Origin of the sequence: Dactylosporangium sp. CA-139114 (assembly GCF_050955725.1) — a bacterium.
GTDB lineage: Bacteria > Actinomycetota > Actinomycetes > Mycobacteriales > Micromonosporaceae > Dactylosporangium.
On the sequence record NZ_CP192080.1, the window covers coordinates 7,779,511 to 7,796,522 of the forward strand.

General features: G+C 70.9%; 17 protein-coding genes. 4 read left to right on the forward strand and 13 right to left on the reverse strand.

Features of this window, described 5'->3' with window-relative positions:
* The first annotated feature begins 2 nt into the window (after nucleotides 1-2).
* Nucleotides 3-410, forward strand: a complete 408-nt coding sequence (locus ACQP2P_RS34625) for a hypothetical protein (protein ID WP_433608131.1) — start codon at nucleotides 3-5, stop codon at nucleotides 408-410.
* A 34-nt stretch (nucleotides 411-444) separates the two neighbouring features.
* Here the strand turns inward: ACQP2P_RS34625 and ACQP2P_RS34630 are convergent, their stop codons facing one another.
* The gene (locus ACQP2P_RS34630; protein ID WP_433608133.1) at nucleotides 445-2,106 is read right to left on the reverse strand and encodes a SulP family inorganic anion transporter; all 1,662 of its coding nucleotides are present in this window, start codon (nucleotides 2,104-2,106) and stop codon (nucleotides 445-447) included.
* 262 nt (nucleotides 2,107-2,368) lie between these two features.
* Between ACQP2P_RS34630 and ACQP2P_RS34635 the strand changes: the two genes are divergently transcribed.
* The gene (locus ACQP2P_RS34635) at nucleotides 2,369-2,734 is read left to right on the forward strand and encodes a hypothetical protein (protein ID WP_433608135.1); all 366 of its coding nucleotides are present in this window, start codon (nucleotides 2,369-2,371) and stop codon (nucleotides 2,732-2,734) included.
* A 147-nt stretch (nucleotides 2,735-2,881) separates the two neighbouring features.
* On the opposite strand, the gene ACQP2P_RS34640 is transcribed toward ACQP2P_RS34635, so the two are convergent.
* From ACQP2P_RS34640 to ACQP2P_RS34660, 5 genes are all read right to left on the reverse strand, one after another.
* Nucleotides 2,882-3,334, reverse strand: coding sequence for an SUKH-4 family immunity protein (locus tag ACQP2P_RS34640; protein WP_433608137.1), 453 nt, complete (start codon nucleotides 3,332-3,334; stop codon nucleotides 2,882-2,884).
* A gap of 78 nt (nucleotides 3,335-3,412) precedes the next feature.
* Nucleotides 3,413-3,709, reverse strand: coding sequence for a hypothetical protein (locus ACQP2P_RS34645; protein ID WP_433608139.1), 297 nt, complete (start codon nucleotides 3,707-3,709; stop codon nucleotides 3,413-3,415).
* Nucleotides 3,710-3,956: 247 nt separating this feature from the next.
* Nucleotides 3,957-5,126: a zinc-dependent alcohol dehydrogenase gene (locus ACQP2P_RS34650; RefSeq protein WP_433608141.1), complete on the reverse strand. Its 1,170-nt coding sequence runs from the start codon at nucleotides 5,124-5,126 to the stop codon at nucleotides 3,957-3,959.
* Nucleotides 5,123-5,479 (reverse strand): hypothetical protein, encoded by a 357-nt coding sequence (locus tag ACQP2P_RS34655; RefSeq protein ID WP_433608143.1) that lies wholly within the window; start codon nucleotides 5,477-5,479, stop codon nucleotides 5,123-5,125. The genes ACQP2P_RS34650 and ACQP2P_RS34655 overlap by 4 nt, the downstream gene beginning before the upstream one ends.
* Nucleotides 5,480-5,667: 188 nt before the next feature.
* A complete protein-coding gene (locus ACQP2P_RS34660; RefSeq protein WP_433608145.1) occupies nucleotides 5,668-6,759 on the reverse strand; it encodes an L-dopachrome tautomerase-related protein in 1,092 nt (363 codons plus the stop codon).
* Between the two features lie 102 nt (nucleotides 6,760-6,861).
* Between ACQP2P_RS34660 and ACQP2P_RS34665 the strand changes: the two genes are divergently transcribed.
* Entirely contained in the window at nucleotides 6,862-7,791 is a 930-nt protein-coding gene (locus ACQP2P_RS34665; protein WP_433608147.1) for an NADP-dependent oxidoreductase, read from the forward strand.
* Nucleotides 7,792-8,108: 317 nt separating this feature from the next.
* Nucleotides 8,109-8,684: a type 1 glutamine amidotransferase domain-containing protein gene (locus ACQP2P_RS34670; RefSeq protein WP_433608149.1), complete on the forward strand. Its 576-nt coding sequence runs from the start codon at nucleotides 8,109-8,111 to the stop codon at nucleotides 8,682-8,684.
* A gap of 78 nt (nucleotides 8,685-8,762) precedes the next feature.
* Here ACQP2P_RS34670 and clpB read toward each other — a convergent pair whose 3' ends face one another.
* The 7 genes from clpB to ACQP2P_RS34705 all read right to left on the reverse strand — a co-directional run bounded on the left by clpB (nucleotide 8,763) and on the right by ACQP2P_RS34705 (nucleotide 16,999).
* Nucleotides 8,763-11,399, reverse strand: coding sequence for an ATP-dependent chaperone ClpB (clpB, locus tag ACQP2P_RS34675; RefSeq protein ID WP_433608151.1), 2,637 nt, complete (start codon nucleotides 11,397-11,399; stop codon nucleotides 8,763-8,765).
* Entirely contained in the window at nucleotides 11,390-11,680 is a 291-nt protein-coding gene (locus ACQP2P_RS34680) for a chaperone modulator CbpM (protein ID WP_433608153.1), read from the reverse strand. The genes clpB and ACQP2P_RS34680 overlap by 10 nt, the downstream gene beginning before the upstream one ends.
* Nucleotides 11,677-12,639 carry a DnaJ C-terminal domain-containing protein gene (locus ACQP2P_RS34685; protein WP_433608155.1) on the reverse strand — a complete coding sequence of 321 codons (963 nt, stop codon included), beginning with the start codon at nucleotides 12,637-12,639 and terminating at the stop codon, nucleotides 11,677-11,679. The genes ACQP2P_RS34680 and ACQP2P_RS34685 overlap by 4 nt, the downstream gene beginning before the upstream one ends.
* Nucleotides 12,629-13,285, reverse strand: coding sequence for a nucleotide exchange factor GrpE (locus ACQP2P_RS34690; RefSeq protein ID WP_433608157.1), 657 nt, complete (start codon nucleotides 13,283-13,285; stop codon nucleotides 12,629-12,631). The genes ACQP2P_RS34685 and ACQP2P_RS34690 overlap by 11 nt, the downstream gene beginning before the upstream one ends.
* Before the next feature lie 3 nt (nucleotides 13,286-13,288).
* Nucleotides 13,289-15,184 (reverse strand): molecular chaperone DnaK, encoded by a 1,896-nt coding sequence (dnaK, locus tag ACQP2P_RS34695; protein WP_433608159.1) that lies wholly within the window; start codon nucleotides 15,182-15,184, stop codon nucleotides 13,289-13,291.
* A gap of 275 nt (nucleotides 15,185-15,459) precedes the next feature.
* Nucleotides 15,460-16,173 carry an Hsp20/alpha crystallin family protein gene (locus ACQP2P_RS34700; protein WP_433608161.1) on the reverse strand — a complete coding sequence of 238 codons (714 nt, stop codon included), beginning with the start codon at nucleotides 16,171-16,173 and terminating at the stop codon, nucleotides 15,460-15,462.
* A gap of 142 nt (nucleotides 16,174-16,315) precedes the next feature.
* The gene (locus ACQP2P_RS34705; protein ID WP_433608163.1) at nucleotides 16,316-16,999 is read right to left on the reverse strand and encodes a BON domain-containing protein; all 684 of its coding nucleotides are present in this window, start codon (nucleotides 16,997-16,999) and stop codon (nucleotides 16,316-16,318) included.
* Nucleotides 17,000-17,012 lie beyond the last annotated feature (13 nt).

Here is a 17,012-nt window from a genome sequence, read left to right on the forward strand (position 1 = left end):
CGGTGGTCGCGGAGCAACCCATAATCTCGAACATGCCGATACGTCGTCAGATCGTCATCGCCCTCATCCTCGTCCTGTTGGGAATCGGCGTCCTGGCACTGCCCGCCGCCGCCGAAGGCCCGCGGGTGATCCGCTTCGGGCCCGGCCACGGACCGTCCCTGATCGATCTTGTTGGCATCGTCCTGGTGACGCCGGGCGGCCTCTGGCTGCTCTGGCGTATCGTCTCCGGGCTCGGCGCGGCGCGCCTGCCGACCGGGGCCCTGTTCGGCCTCGGTGGTGGCTTCGGCCTGGGCCTCGGCCTCACGGTCGCCTCGGTCTTCGGCGACTTCACCGGCTGGTGGATCGTCGGCCTGGGCCTCGTGACCCTGGTGGAGATCTTTTTGCTCGCCGGAGTCTGGAGGCGCGCGTGAGCACGGGGAGCGAGTTCATGGCCGCCGCGTCGGCTCACGCCGGCGGGTGCCTGTTCGACGGCGCCTCCGTTCCGAAAGCGTCCACGACGTCGCGGGGTGTCGCGAAGTAGGCGTCGCTGCCGATCAGCCGCGTGATGCCGTACCGGTCGAGCTCGGCGCGAACGGGGTCGAGGACCTCGGTGAGGACCAGTCGCGCGCCGGCCGCGGCGAGCTCGTTGTGGACCTGGCGCAGAGCCGCCGCGGCGGTGAAGTCGACGTCGCTGATCGCGACGCAGTCCAGGCAGAACCAGCGCGGCGGGTCGGGTGCATCCTGGAATGCCTCGACCTGGTCGACGAGCCGGCGGGCATTGGCGTAGTACAGGGTGGCGCCGAACCGGTAGATCACCAGTCCTGCGGCGGTGCGGGCCTGCGGGGTCGGCGGCACGTCGATGAAATGGCCATCTGCGGTGACGAGCACGGCGGTGTACGGCGCGTAGGTGTGGCGCACATGGTCGATGACGGACGCGACGACGGCGAGCACGATGCCCTGCTCGACGCCGACGAACACGACGGTGACGGCGGTCAGCAACGCGATCAGGAACTCGTCGCGGCGCACGGCGAGGAGCCGGCGCATCCCCGAGACGTTGATCAGCTGCAACCCGATGAGGAACACGATGGTGGCGAGGACCGCCAACGGCAGGAACGTCAACGGACCGGTCAGGAACAGCAGCACGAACACCACGACGACGCTGGTGGTCAGCGGGACCACCTGGCTGCGACCGCCCGCGCTGTCGACCATCTGGGTCTGGGTCGGGCTGCCGTTGACCACGAACGTGCCGGTGAAGGCGGCCGCGACGTTGGCCGCGCCCAGTCCCACCAGGTCGGCGTTCTCGTCGGCCGTCTCGTCGTACTTCGCGGCGTACGCGCGGGACGTCGCGAAGCTCTGCGCGACGATCACCACGAAGCACGCACCGGCGAGAGGGAGCAGCGCCACCGCGTCGTGCAGCGACAGCGCCGGCGGGTGCGGCCGCGGCAGGCCCTGTGGAACCGGGCCGACGACGGTGACGCCGCGGGCCGGCAGGCGCAGCAGCCGGCTGGCGATGACGGCACCGACGATGGCGATCAGGGCGCCGGGGATCCGGCGGGTCAACAGGCGAAACCCGACGACCACCGCGATGACACCAACCGAGACGGCGAGGGTGGGCAGGTTCGGGTGGCCCAGCCCCCGGACGGCTGCGACGAGCTTGCCGATCACACTGTTTCCGCCGGCATGCACGCCGAGCATGTCGGCAAGCTGCGCGGCGGCGATCTGGACGCCGACGCCGGTGAGAAACCCGATCAGCACGCTTCGGGACAGGAAGTCGGCCAGGAACCCCAGCCGGATCAGGCGGGCGAGGAGTAGCAGCACCCCGGTGAGCAGCGCGACCAGCCCGGCGAGCGCGACGTACCGCGGCGAGCCCGCGACGGCGGAACCAGCCAGCCCGGCCGCCAGCATCGCGGCGACCGCGGAATCAGCACCCACGACGAGATGACGGGAGGATGCGAGCACGGCGAACACGGCCATCGGAGCGACCATCGCGTACAGGCCGGTGATCACCGGCATGCCGGCGATCCTGGCGTAGCCGAGGCTCTGCGGGATGCCGAGCGCGGCCAGCGTGACGCCAGCGACGATGTCACCGCCGATGCGCGATCTGTCTGCCGAGAGCAGGCCCCGCATCAGGTGTAGCGGTGTGACACTCGGCCGCACCACGTCCCTGTCAGGTCGCGGGGTTCGCGCCCCGCCGGAGGTCGCCATGACACTTCGCCTTCGCCGGTCGGCTTCCCTTTGGCCGCTCCTGGTATCCGCCCCTACCCGAAAAGCGGCGGCCCACAACCCGCGTACGCTGCCTGACCGCTACCGGGCCAGCCCTTCCGCCTTGGCCGCCACTCGGCCGCCGACATAGGCTTGGCCGCTTACGGGATCGGGACGGTGATGAGACATGGCAGTCACGCTGAACGAGCGCGGGTACGCGCGGGCCCGGAAGTTGATCGAGCAGGGGCGGTACGTGCTCGACGGCCGGGATGCCTGGAGCGAGCACCAGCCCTCCACCGAGAAGAAGAACGAGTTCATCGCCGCGCACGGGATCGGCGAGTACGCGAAGTGGCACCTGGGCGTGGACGACGAGGAGCCGCCCGAGCGCAAGGCGCACTTCAAGTTCCCGTACGGCGACTTCGACAAGGTCCACCGGTGCGGCGTGCTGTCCGCGGAGGTCCGCGCGGGCCAGTACAAGCACGCCGACATCGAGCGGGCCGCGGCCCACCTGCACGGGATGCTCGAGGCGCTGCGGCAGGTGCAGAGCGCCTGACCCGTGGGCCGAGTGGAGTGTGGCCCGGGCGGTTTGTCCCCTGGGGCCGGGTAACGGCGCTGCGGGTACCGGCCGGGAACTCCTTGCTGGTCCGGGGCCGTATGCCGCGAGTGACAGCCGCCGCCTCACCGGCCGGCGGATCGACGGTCACAGTTCGTCCAGGACTCCGGACCACCAGCCTCCGCTGCGAGTAAGAGGATCCACCGCGTACAGCCTCTGACGCAATTCACGACCCTCCGCCTCGATGCGCACCAACGCCCGCCCGTCCTGCTCATCGACGAGCGCCCGCTTGTCAATGAATGCACAGTACGGCGCTAAAGTGGCCACGAACTGGCGCAGCGACGAGTTCAGCAGCGTCAATTCCCCGCTTTCCAGATGGATCGCGTCGAGTTGGCGGCTGACCAAGTTCAGGCGCGCCTCGAACTCCTCACTCCAGAGCTTTCCAAGCGGAACCAGGTCGCCTGCCCGCTCCAGGCGGGCGGCACTTACGAACAGCGACGAGCAGTCCAGCGGAATACCCTCGCGGGTCAGGATCTCCAGCTCCTCCAGCGGCAACCCCGCGGTCCGCGCCTCTTCGGTTCCGTACCGGCGAAGTTCCATGACATTCCTCAACCAACGCCGTTCCGGCATCCCCAGTCGGCCGGCGATCCGGGGATGGGAAGCGCTGCGTTCTAGTGATCAACCCATGCCCGGCGATCTTACGCATCTGCCGGTGCCGCGCCGTGCCGCGCCCACGTCTTCGAGGGCTTGGCGTTGCGCCTGGGTGAGGCGGTCCGGTCTGGTGGTGATGGTGTAGGTCTGGCGCTCGACGGTCTGCAGCGCGAGCGGATCGGCGATGGCCGGGTGAAGCCGGATCGCCTCCAGCGCGGCGGCGAGACGGCCCCGGGGCCAGTCGAGCGCGGTGGCCAGTGTGGGGAGGGTGAGCGGTCGACCGGCGTGCACGAGTGCGGCGAGCACGCTCAGCGCGTCATACACGACCGGCTCGGCGAGGGTGCTGCCGCGCATCTGCTGGCTGAGCCGGGCGAAGAACCGGCCCGGCGGACCCGTTGGAGGACGCCCAGACGGTCGCGATCTACGACTTCACCGACGGTGCCGCCCGATACCTCCACACCAACTGCCGGGTCCACCCACGTTCAGGTTGACGCGCCGGCAAAGCGGCCGTCACCGCAGCTACGCGTGCACGGCACCGGGGCGCCGTGCACGTGCCGTCCCGCCTGACCACTCACGGCACGAAGACGGTCCGGACGCAGCCGTCCTCCTTGTTCTTGAAGATGTCGTAGCCGGTCTGGCCCTGTTCCAGCGGCATGGTGTGGGTCGCGAGGTGCTCGGTCTTGAGCTCGTCCTTCGCCATGCGATCCAGGAGCATGGGGACGTACCGCTGACCATGCATCTGCGCTCCCCGCACCGTCAGGCCCTTGTTCATCAGCGCACCGAGCGGGAACTTGTCCACGAATCCGGCGAACACGCCGAGCACGAAGACGCTGCCGCCCTTGCGGCAGTTGTAGATCGCCGAACGCACCGCGGCCGGGCGGTCGGTCTCGAGTCGCAGCTGTTGCTTCGTCTTGTCGTACACGTACTGCGGGCCGGGTGCGTGGGCCTCCATGCCGACCGCCTCGATGCACACGTCCGGGCCGCGCCCGCCGGTGCGCTCGAGCAGCTCGGCCCCCACATCGGTGGTGGTGTAGTCGATCGTCTCGGCGCCGATGTGCTGGCGGACCATGTCGAGGCGGTACTCGAACCGGTCGATGCATACGACCTGCTCCGCGCCCAGCAGCATCGCGGCCCGGGCGGCCATCTGCCCGACGGCACCGGCCCCCCACACCGCGACCACGTCGCCGGGGCGTACGCCGCCGAGATCCGCGCCCATCCAGCCGGTCGCGGCCGAGTCGGACGCGAACAGGGCCCGCTCGTCACTGACCGACTCGGGTACGGCAAACGCCCCGACGTCGGCGAACGGCACCCGGATGTACTCGGCGTGACTCCCGGCGTTGTCGCCCATCGCGTGGGAGTACCCGAAGCAGCCGCTCGGTGCCGCGCCCCACAGGAATTCGGTGATGTCCGGGTTGGTGTTGCCGTTGTCGCACAGCGAGTACTCCTCGTGGCGGCAGTGCCAGCACTGCCCGCACGAGATGAACGACGACACGACCACCCGATCGCCGACGCTGTGCTTGCGCACGCCCGGCCCGACCTCGACGACCTCGCCGAGGAACTCGTGGCCGAGGACGTCACCGTTGCGCATGAACGGGATGTACCCGCCCAGCAGGTGCAGGTCCGACCCGCAGGTCACCGTCCGTGCGACCTTCACGATGAGGTCGCCGCTGTTGCGAATCCGGGGATCCGGGACCGTTTCCACGCCTACCTTGTTCACGCCCTGCCACACCAATGCCCTCACAGCCGGCCCTCCTCACGTCCGTGCTTGATCGCGTACGCCAGCGGAGCGGATCTGAGCGTCGGCTTCGTGGCCGCCGGTGCGTCCGGCACCAGCACCTCACCGACCTCGGCGATTGACCGCGCCTCGCGCAGCCCCGCTCGCAGCCGCCGCACGCGCTCGGGATCGGAGCCGGACACGACCCGGGCCGCCAGCTCCGTACCCCGGTCTCCCGGCGCCGGCTGGATGCGGGCCTCCACCGGGAAACCAAGCGCATTCAGCGGCGGCGGCAGCGGATCGAGCTGCCCGGGCGAGCGGTTGACGGTGACGGTGTGCCAACGGTCGGGTTCGTGGGCCCGGCGCCGCCTGACGACCATGGCGAAGCCGGTGATCGCGCCAGCTCCTACGGCGGCCAGAGCGACGGCGGCCGGGAGCGGTCGGACTAGGAATCTGCGCATGCGCCCTAGCTACCCGGCCCCGGTGCGGCGACACATCAGGCGGGGCCAGACCGGCGATCGTCTTGACGCAGGCGGCGCCGCTGCGCCGGCGTGACGTCCGGCGGCGGTCAGGGCGCCGGCGCCGGACGGGCTGCGGTCGGACCGAGCCGCACGGGGCGTGCGTGCACCGGGACCCGGATGATGTGGTACGGCGGGACACGATCGTCGACGCCGTTGTTGAACAGCGGCGCGCGGGGAAGCTGGTTGACGCTCACGTACAGGTAGCCGTCCGCCGCGAGCGACAGCGTGTCCGGCCACAGCAATGCTGGTGCGTGCAGAATCGTGGTCCAGGTGCCGTCGGCGGCCACTTTCAGCACCGCGCTGTGCTCGTACGCGGTGGCATAGACCGCACCATCCGTGTCTGACTCCAGACCGTCGGACGCACCCTTGTCGCCGTGGTCGACCACCCGAGCGGCGACCTCGGCCTCGGGAAGGTCCCGGTCACGCAGGGCCGCGGTGGCGACGCTGTACAGGCGCCGGCTCGACAGCGGGCAGAAGTACAGTCGCTCGCCGTCGGCGCTCAACGCGATACCGTCCGCGCCGACGACGTATCCCTCGCGGACGACCCCCTGCACCACGGCCCGGAAGCCGTCCTCCGCATGGGTACTTCGGTGTCCACGCAGCCGCGACCAGCTCTCGCCGGAGGCCAGATCCACGACGACCAGGGCACCCTCGGGCTGTGAATCGGTGATGTACGCGTACCCCGCCTCGCCCCGCGAGAGGTCGAAGCGGACGTCGTTGAGGTACGCCGTGGGGGTCATGGCCGCGGCAGAGGGATGGATGACCCGAACCACCTGCCCGCTTTCGAGGTCGACCTGCACCAGCTTCGGCCCGCCCTCGACGAACGGCGCGAACGCCAGGCTGCCGGTGTCGAGCAGCCACAAGGACCCGGCCGGATCAACGATCACGCTCTGCACCGACACCAGGGTGTCGGCGGCCCGCTGCGGGTTCCACCGGTTGATCTCCACGTTCGGGAACGCGACCAGCTTCCCGCCGACGACCTCGGCGACCGTGTAGGGCACGTCGTCGCCCCACCGCGGAATCGAGACGAACACCCGCCCCGAGTCGGCGACCGTGACGCCCGTCGGCATCAGGTCGGGGATCTCGGCGACGACCTCATAATCCCGGGCGAGCCACGCACCGAGCGGAGCGGCAACCATAGCCGTCGGCTACCCCCGTCCCGCGGCACAAACCGGGGTTCGTTCCCCCGGCCGCGGGTACATCACCGGCCGTCGCAGGCTTCGACAGGACGGAGTTGCCGGATGAGGGCAGTGATCCTGGACCGGTTCGGCGGCCCAGAGGTGCTGCAACTGGGCGAGGTGCCGGCACCGCGACCGATCAGCACCGAGGTGCTGGTGCGGGTCCACGCGGCCGGCATCAACCCGGTCGATCTCAAGCAGCGGCAAGGGCACGGGCCCCTGTCGCACCTGCCGATGATCCTGGGCTGGGACGTGGCCGGGGTGGTGCAGGAGTGCGGGTTCGGCGTCACCATCTTCTCGCCCGGCGACGAGGTGTACGGCATGCCGTGGTTTCCCCGCCAGGCCGGCGCATACGCCGAGTACGTGACGGCCCCGTCGCGGCATTTCGCCCCCAAGCCGCCGTCGTTGTCGTTCCCCGAAGCCGCAGCGTTGCCACTTTCCGGGCTGACCGCCTGGCAGTTGCTGGTGGACACCGCGCACCTCAAGGCCGGGGACCGGGTGCTGATCCACGGCGCCGCCGGCGGGGTCGGACGGCTGGCCGTCCAGATCGCCGCATCACTCGGCGCGCACGTCATCGGCGTGGCCCGAGCCGGCCACCACGAGGAGCTGCGCGCGCTGGGCGCCGCCGAACTCGTCGACTACACCACGACCCGGTTCGAGGACGTCGTCGGCCCGGTCGACGTGGTGCTCGACCTCGTCGGCCAGGACTACACCCCACGGTCGCTGCCGCTGGTCAACCCCGGGGGCACCGTGGTCCTGGTGCCGTCCGGAGTGGACGATGCGGTGGCCCGCCTCGGCGCGGACAAAGGCGTGCGGGTGACCAATTTCCTGGTGGAACCCGACCACGCCGGCCTGCTGGCGTTGAGCCGGCTGGTCGGGGAGGGCCGGCTGCAGCCGAAGGTGGGCGCGGTCGTCCCCCTCGAGGACGCTGCACGGGCGCATCAGCTGGCGGAGAGCCGTACCGCCGGCGGCAAGGTCGTGCTGTCCGTCTGAGGCCGGCGTAGCGGTTGAACGGCCGGCGCCCCCGCTCCCCCACCCGCCGGGGCGCGGCTCACGCGCTCGACATCTCACTCGCCATAGGTCTGGTTCGCAACGTGACGCGGAGCAAGGCTTGGCCAGCACGATCCCGGAGGCGCCGGAACCGGGCCGGGCTCGGCCAAGGTCCGGCGCCGAAAGAGATCCCACGAGGCAGGGGGCAGGAATGCATACAGTGGTTCACGAGGGGCCGCGGCAGGTCAAGGTCACGGATGTGCCGGGCGGCCCGTACGACGCAAAAACTGATCCGGCGATGGCGAGGGCGGGTGCGTGACATGGCTGGAGTGCTGAACGGACGCCGCGTCGCCATTCTGGCGGCCGACGGGGTGGAGCGGGTCGAGCTGGAGCGGCCGCGGCAGGTGCTCGAGGACGCCGGCGCCCGCACCGCCGTCGTCTCCATCGCCACCGGCGAGATCCGGGCGCGCAAGAACGACCTCGACGACGCGGGCACCTTCCCGGTCGACCAACTGGTCGGCACGGCGTCGGTCGACGACTACGAGGCACTGCTCCTGCCGGGCGGGACGGTGAACCCGGACAAGCTGCGGATGGAACCTGCCGCGGTGCGGTTCGTCCGCGACTTCGTCCAGTCGGGCAAGCCGGTCGCCTCCATCTGCCACGGCCCGTGGAGCTTGGTCGAGGCCGGCGTCGCGCGCGGCCGGCGGCTGACCTCGTGGCCGAGCGTGCGCACCGACCTGCGCAACGCCGGGGCGGAGGTGGTCGACGAGCAAGTCGTCACCGACGGCAACATCACCACGAGCCGCTCGCCCCATGACCTGCCCGCGTTCTGCGAGCGCATCGTGCAGGAGTTCGCCAAGACCCCGGCGTCTTCCGGCGCGGCAGGCCGGGCATGAGCTCGCTCCGCCGCCATCGGCCCGGCCCCTTCGGCCGGCCGACGGCGGCGGAGCGTCCACGCCGCGCCGCGCACTCGGTCAGGCGGCCGCCGCGGAGGTAGCCGGCTCCTGGCTCCAGTCGATCTCGATCCCGTCGCGTCCCAGGTCGACGGTGATGGTCGCGCCGTCGCGGACGTCGCCGGTCAGCAGCGTACGGGCGATGCGGGTCTCGACCTCGCGCTGCAGGAACCGGCGCAGCGGGCGGGCGCCGAAGACCGGGTCGAATCCCGCCTCGGCGATGAAGCGCCGGGCCGCCTCGGTGACCTCGACGGTGATCCGCCGGTCGGCGAGGCGCTTGCGGAGATCGTCGAGCAGCAGGTCGACGATCCGTTCGATCTCCGGCAGGGTCAGCGGCTTGAACAGCACCGTCTCGTCGATGCGGTTGAGGAACTCCGGGCGGAAGTTCTCGCGCAGGGCCGTCATGACCCCTGCGCGGGCCTCGTCGGTGAGCTGCCCGTCCATCGTGACGCCCTCGATCAGGTGCTGCGATCCGAGGTTGCTCGTCATGATGACGACCGTGTTGCGGAAGTCGACGGTGCGCCCCTGGGCGTCGGTGAGCCGTCCGTCGTCGAGCAGCTGCAGCAGCGTGTTGAAGACGTCGGGGTGGGCCTTCTCGATCTCGTCGAGCAGGACGACCGAGTAGGGCTTGCGGCGCACCGCCTCGGTCAGTTGCCCGCCCTCCTCGTAGCCGACGTAGCCGGGCGGCGCGCCGACGAGCCGGGACACGGTGTGCCGTTCCTGGTACTCGCTCATGTCGAGCCGGATCATGTTGTCCTCGGTGTCGAACAGCGCCGCGGCGAGGGCCTTGGCCAGCTCGGTCTTGCCGACGCCGGTGGGGCCCAGGAACAGGAACGAGCCGATCGGGCGCCGCGGGTCCTTGATACCGGAGCGGGCGCGGATGACGGCGTCGGTGACGACCTGGACGGCCTCGTCCTGACCGACGACCCGCTCGTGCAGGACTTCCTCGAGGTGCAGCAGCTTGTCCCGTTCGCCCTCCAGCAGCCGGGCGACGGGGATGCCGGTCCAGCGGGCCACGATCCCGGCGATCTCGTCGGGCGTGACGACCTCGCGCAGCAGCCGGTGCCCGCCCTGCTTGGCGGTGAGCCGCTCCTCCTCGGCACGCAGCCGCCGCTCCAGCTCCGGCAACTTGCCCAGGCGCAGCTCCGCGGCCCGGTCCAGGTCGTAGCGGCGTTCGGCCGCCTCCGCTTCCCGCCGGATCCGCTCGACCTCCTCCCGCAGACTCTGCACCTTGCGGATCGCCTGACGTTCGGCGTTCCACTGTGCACGCATCGCGTCGACCTCGCCGCGCAGGTCGGCGATCTCCCGCCGGATCTGATCCAGCCGGGCGGTGCTGGCCGGGTCATCCTCCTTGGACAGCGCGGCCTCCTCCATCTCCAGCCGCAGCAGGCGCCGGGCGGCCTCGTCGAGCTCGGCCGGCTGTGAGTCGATCTCGGTGCGCAGCATCGCGCAGGCCTCGTCGACCAGGTCGATGGCCTTGTCCGGCAGGAACCGGTCGGCGATGTACCGGTGGGACAGCTGGACCGCGGCGATGAGCGCCCCGTCCTGGATGCGCACGCCGTGGAACACCTCGAGGCGCTCACGCAGCCCGCGCAGGATGGTCACCGCGTCTTCCGGGGTGGGCTCCTGCACCAGGATCGGCTGGACCCGGCGTTCGAACGCGGCGTCCTTCTCGATGTGCTTGCGGTACTCGTCGAGTGTGGTCGCCCCGATCATGCGCAGCTCGCCGCGGGCGAGCATCGGCTTGAGCATGTTGCCGGCGTCCATCGCCCCCTCGGCGGCCCCGGCGCCCACCACCGTGTGCAGCTCGTCGATGAACAACAGAATCCGGCCCTGCGCGGCGGTCACCTCGGCGAGCACGGCCTTGAGCCGCTCCTCGAACTCGCCGCGGTACTTCGCCCCCGCCACCAGGGAGCCCATGTCCAGCGCGAAGATCGTCTTGTCGCGCAGCCCCTCCGGGACGTCGTTGTTGACGATCCGCTGGGCCAGGCCCTCGACGATCGCGGTCTTGCCCACGCCCGGGTCGCCGATGAGGACAGGGTTATTCTTCGTCTTGCGCGACACGATCTGCACGACACGGCGGATCTCCTCGTCGCGGCCGATGACGGGGTCGAGCCGGCCGGCGCGGGCGTCGGCGACGAGGTCCCGTCCGTACTTGGTGAGGGCCTCGTAGGCGGCCTCCGGGTTCGCGGAGGTGACCCGCTGCGCCCCCCGCAGCTCGGTGAGCTGGGTGAGCAACCGCTCCCGGGTGACGCCGAGGTCGTGCAGGGCCCGGCCGGCATCGGTGGAGCTGCCCTCGTCCACGAGCGCCAGGAGGAGGTGCTCGACGGAGATGTACTCGTCCTTGAGCCGGCGGGCCTCGCGCTCGGCGGCATCGAGGACGGCGGCGAGCCGGCGGCTGACGGTCACCTGTCCGGGCTGGGCACCGGGCCCGGTCACGCTCGGCCGGCGCTCCAGGTCACGTTCGACGCGGTCGCGCAGCTGTTCGATGTCGACGCCCAGGCCGGTGAGCAGCCGCACCGCGACACCGTCGGGCTGCTCGAGCAGGCCGAGCAGCAGGTGCTCGCCGTCGACTTCGGTGTGGCCGTGCCGCATCGCCTTCGTCTGCGCGTCGTGCAGTGCCTGCTGGGACTTCTCGGTGAGTCGGTTCAGGTCCATGTCCGCCTCCGGAGTTGCGCCTCGAGTTCGTCGATGCGGGTGAGCAGGTCGAGCACGATGCCGACGGCCACGTAGTTCAGCGGCAGTCCGGCGTGCAGCCGGCGAATCCGGGCGACCTGGATGAGCTGTGTCCGGGCGAACCAGCGGTTGCCGCGCTCGTCGATGTGCGGCTCCAGCAGGCCCAGCGCGACCAGCCGGCCGACCAGGTCCGGGTGCAGGCCGGCGGCCGCCGCGAACTCGTCGGTGGACAGGTAGGGGCTGCACATCAAGGCGTACATCATCGGTCACCTCGTGGGTTGTACGACGACACCTTCGCCAGTTCCTCGAACAGGCGCCGCTCGGCGTCGCTCAGCTTGGGCGGCACCATGATCTTGATTTCGGCGTAGAGGTCGCCGGGCGTGCCGCGCGGGTTCGGCAGGCCCCGGCCGCGCAGCCGGAGGCGCCGCCCCGACGGCGTGCCGGGCGGGACGTCGACCCGCACGGTGCCGCCAGGCGTTTCGACCGGCACCGTGGCGCCCAGGGCCGCCTCCCACGGCGCTACCGGGACTTCCACCGTGATGTCGCGGCCGCTGAGTTTGTACCGGGGATGCGGCGCGATGTGCACCACCAGGTACAGGTCGCCGGACGGGCCGCCGCGGGCGCCGCTGGAGCCCTGCCCCGCAAGCCGGATCCGCTGCCCTTCGGTGACCCCGGCGGGAATGGTGACCTCGTACTCGCGGGTGCGCCCCGCGGGGCCGCCGGGGAGCGTGATCCGGCGCCGGCCGCCGCGATAAGCCTCTTCGACACTGATGGTGATCTCGGCCTCGGTGTCGGCGCCGGGCACCGGCCCACGGCCGAAACGGTCGCCGGCACCGCCCGGTCTTCCGCCGAAGATGCTGCCGAGCAGGTCTTCGATGTCGATTTCCTCGCCGATGCCGCCCCGACCGCCGAAGCCGGCGCCCTGACCCGGGAACCCGGCGCCGGCCGACGCGCGCTGCCGGGCCCCGGCGCGCTGCTCGAAGTCGTCGGGCACCTGCCGCCACTGGGCGCCGAACCGGTCGTACTTGCGGCGGCTCTTCGGGTCCGAGAGCACGTCGTAGGCCTCGGTGATGTCCTTGAAACGGTCCTCGGCGCCCGGCTCCTTGTTGACGTCCGGATGGTTGCGGCGGGCCAGCGTGCGGTACGCGCGCTGGATCTCCTCCGGCGTCGCGGTCCGTGGGACGCCGAGGATCTCATAGAAGTCGCGTCGCTCAGCCGCCATCGGATTGCCGATCCGTGTCCGCGCCGGGCCCGCCGCCACCACTGCCGGCGCTGGCCACGGCTACGATTGCCGGGCGCAACAGCAGCGTGTCGCCGCCGTAGCCCAGGCGGATGACCCGCGCGACCGTGCCGGCCGGCAGGCCCGGTTCCGCGACCGCCTCGGCCGCCTCGTGCCGGGCCGGATCGAATGGCTCACCGACCGCGCCGATCGGGCCGAAGCCGAGGCGGGCGAGAACGTCCGCGGCCTGGTCGCGGACCTGCGCCACGCCCTGCACGATCGCGTCGGGGTCGGCACCGGCGTGGCGCAGTGCAAGATCCAGGTTGTCGAGCACGGGCAGCCATGCCGAGGCGACCCGCTGCCGCTCCGCCGCGACCCGCTCCGCGCATGTCCGCTCGGCCCGCTTGCGGGCGTTGTCGGCGTCGGCGATCGCGCGCTGCGCCCGCTCCCGCACCTCGGCCAGCTTCTCGTCCTCCGGCCGGGCCGCTTCCTCCGCGTCGGGCCGAGGCACCCGTTCCTCCGCGTCGGGCCGAGGCACCCGTTCCTGCGCGTCGGGCCGAGGCACCCGTTCCTCCGCGTCGGGCCGAGGCACCTGTCGGGGCAGGTCATCGGCGGCGGTGGTGATGCCCTCGCCGTTCGGCTCGGCCATGGCTCACCCTCCCGTGAAGTCCGCGTCGATGACGTCGTCGGCCGCAGCCGAACCGCCGGGCTGCCCGGCCTCCTGGCCCGCGGTCTGCTCGGCGCCGGCCGGCTGCTGCCCGGCGGACTGCAACGCGAACATGATCTGCCGAAGGTCGTTGGTGAGGCTCTGCACCCGGTCCATCGGCGCCTGCCCCTCGACGGCCTGCCGGGCTTCCTGCACGAGCATCGAGGCACGGGCCCGCTCGTGTTCGGGAACCTGATCGCCGAGCTCGTCGAGGCGGCGCTGCACCTGGTGCGCGACGCTGTCGAGCTCGTTGCGGGCGTCAATCTCCTGACGTGTCTGCTGGTCCTCGGCGCGGTGCTGCTCGGCTTCGCGCACCATCCGCTCGACGTCGGCCTTGTCGAGCGTGCCGCTCTCGGTGATGGTGATCTTCTGTTCCGCGTTCGTGTCCTTGTCCTTCGCGGACACGTTGAGGATGCCGTTGGCGTCGATGTCGTAGGTCACCTCGACCTGCGGTTCACCGCGCGGGGCGGGGCGGATGTTCTCCAGCCGCATCCGGCCGAGGACCCGGTTGTCGGCGGCGCGTTCCCGCTCGCCCTGCAGCACCACGACGTCGACGGCCGGCTGGTTGTCCTGTGCCGTGGTGAACGTCTCGGTGCGGCGGGTCGGGATGGTGGTGTTGCGCTCGATGACCTTCGTCATGAGCCCGCCCAGGGTCTCGACCCCGAGGGAGAGCGGGGTGACGTCGAGCAGCACGACATCGCGCACCTCGCCCTTGAGCACCCCGGCCTGGATCGCCGCACCGAGCGCGACCACCTCGTCGGGGTTGACCGTCATGTTGGGTTCCTTGCCGCCGGTCAGCCGGCGCACGAGGGCCTGCACCGCGGGCATCCGGGTCGCGCCGCCGACGAGGATGACCTCGTCGAGATCGTCGGCCTTGACACCGGCGTCGCTCATCGCCTGCCGCACCGGGCCGTTGGTGCGCTCCAGCAGGTCGTGCGTGAGCTCCTCGAACTTGGCGCGGGTGACCGTCATCGTGAGGTGCTTCGGCCCGTTCGCGTCCGCGGTGATGAACGGCAGGTTCACCTGCGTCTGCGTCACCGACGACAGCTCGATCTTGGCCCGCTCCGCGGCCTCGGTGAGCCGCTGCAACGCCTGCGGGTCCTTGCGCAGGTCGATGCCCTGCTCCCGCTTGAACTCCTCGGCGAGGTAGTCGACCAGGCGGTGGTCGAAGTTGTCGCCGCCCAGGTGGGTGTCCCCGGCCGTCGCCCGCACCTCCACCACGCCGTCGCCGACGTCGAGGATGCTCACGTCGAACGTGCCGCCACCCAGGTCGAACACCAGGACCGTCTCGTGGCCCTTCTTGTCCAGCCCGTAGGCGAGCGCGGCCGCGGTCGGCTCGTTGATGATCCGCAGGACCTCAAGACCGGCGATCTTCCCAGCGTCCTTGGTCGCCTGCCGCTGGGCGTCGTTGAAGTACGCCGGGACAGTGATGACGGCCTCGGTGACCTTCTCCCCCAGGTACTTCGCCGCGTCGTCGGCGAGCTTGCGCAGGATCTGCGCGGAGACCTCCTCCGGCGAGATCAGCTTCCCGCGCACGTTGAACCGGACCGCCCCGTCCGGCCCCGGCACGACGTCGTACGTGACCGTCTTCGCCTCTTCGGTGACCTCGTCGAACTTCCGGCCGATGAACCGCTTCGCCGAATAGATCGTGCCCTTCGGATTCAGCACCGCCTGCCGCCGGGCCAACTGCCCGACCAGCCGCTCGCCCGTGTCGGTGTACGCGACGACCGACGGTGTCGTCCGGCTACCCTCCGCATTCGGCACGACCGTCGGCTGGCCACCCTCGAACGCGGCGATCACCGAGTTGGTCGTGCCGAGATCGATACCTACAGCTCTGGCCATGACCGGCTCCTTTCGGGATATGGCTGATGCGTCGCGAAAGCCTGCCGCGCTCACGGCCGGCCGGCTTCCTCCGACGCAGATGAGCAACGCCCTGACCCACCCGCCGCGCGGGCAGGGGCATCGCCACAACGGGTCCGGCGGCGCCGACGGGCGCCTCGAACCGGCCCGGCCCGGCCCGTGAGCACCGCGGCCGCATGGCGTCGCGCCACGTCGACCGGAGTGCCCTCGCGCCGTGCTTGCACATCTTGGTCAACACAACCGGCGGTACCGCCCCGTCAGCTCCGCTGGCCCGGGCTCTGCCCGCCTCGCGGCTGCGCATCGGACTGCTGGGCGCCTCGCTGCGCCGACTCCTGCTGACCCGTGGCGGCCTGGCCGGGCTGCTGACCGGTGCGCTGACCGCTCTGGCCCGCCTGCCGGCCGGGCTGCTGACCCGTTGACTGCTGACCCGTTGACTGCTGACTTGTTGACTGCTGGCTTATCGACTGCTGGCCCTGCTGATCTCCCTGCGCCTGGATCTCGATCCGGCGCGGCTGGCCCTCCCTGGCCTTCGGGACCGTGACGGTGAGCACGCCGTTGCTGTAGGTAGCTTGGACCCGGTCGCTGTCGATGTCGCTCGGCAGGTCGATCATGTACTCGAACTCGCCGGTCTGCCGCCCCTGGCGACGCACGATGCCGCCGCGACCGCGCTCCTCGAACGTGCCGGAGATCCGCAGCTCCTCGCCGCGCATCTCGAGGCTGACATCCTCCGGGTTCACGTTGGGCAGGTCGACATCGACGACGTAGGCGTCCTCGGTCTCCTCCACATCGACCGGCGGCGACCAGCCGGCCGCCGCGCCGATCCCGGGATCGCCGGCGATGAGCGACTGGATGAGCTGACCGAACCTGGTGTTGAGCTCGTCGACCTCGCGGCGTGGATCCCAGCGGTACGCCGGCGGGCCGGCCAGCAGCCCGCCGCGGCGCTGCCAGGACGAGAAGGGTGCGAGTGTCATCGTGATCGGTTTCCTTTCCGAGCGCGAGTTCTGGCGTTTCCCGAGCTGTTGTACTGATGCAGGTGAATCCGCGTCCTTTTCCCCCGGATGGCGGCCGGGCCTGACGGGTCGCGGGCCACGACGGCGGCTGCGGCGATCCACCTCACGGGGCGATGACGATGCGGTTCTCGACGGCCGTCACGCCCGGCGCCGACCACGCGACCCGTTCGGCTTCCTCCCGCTCGGCCCACGACCGGACGTGGCCGGTGAGCACGACCTTGTCGTTCTGCACGTCGACGTTCACGTGCTCGGCGTCGGTCTCGGCGCTGCGTACGAGTGCCTCCTCGATCCGCGTGCGCAGGTCTTTCGGTGACGGCTGCACCGCCGGACGCGGACGGACCGACAGGAGGTTGGTCACGCCGCGCACACCGGGCAGTTTGTCTACGGCGCGCTCCGCGGCTCTGCGCTGATGCTCCCATTCGACCTCGCCCCGCAGCGTGACCCAGCCTTTGGATACCGTCACCTCGACATGCTCGATCGGGATGAACGCGTCCCATTCCAGTGCGCGGACGGCAGACGCGGCGATCTCCGGGTCCGGCAGCTGCGCCGCGATCGGCAACCGGACCTCGATGTCGTCGGCGACCGCCTTCACCCCACGGATCCGGTGCACCGCACGCTCGGCGGCCAACTTCTTCGGGTAGCTGTCGACCCATCCGGCCAACGTCACCACGCCGTCGTGTACCCCGACGGCTATGGCGTTGGGCTGCAGGCGGGAATCCCACCGCAGTTCCTCGGTCACGTCCCGCTCGATGTCAGCGTCGGCGCGCGTGAAGGTTGCGGTACTCATGTCTGCTCCTTCC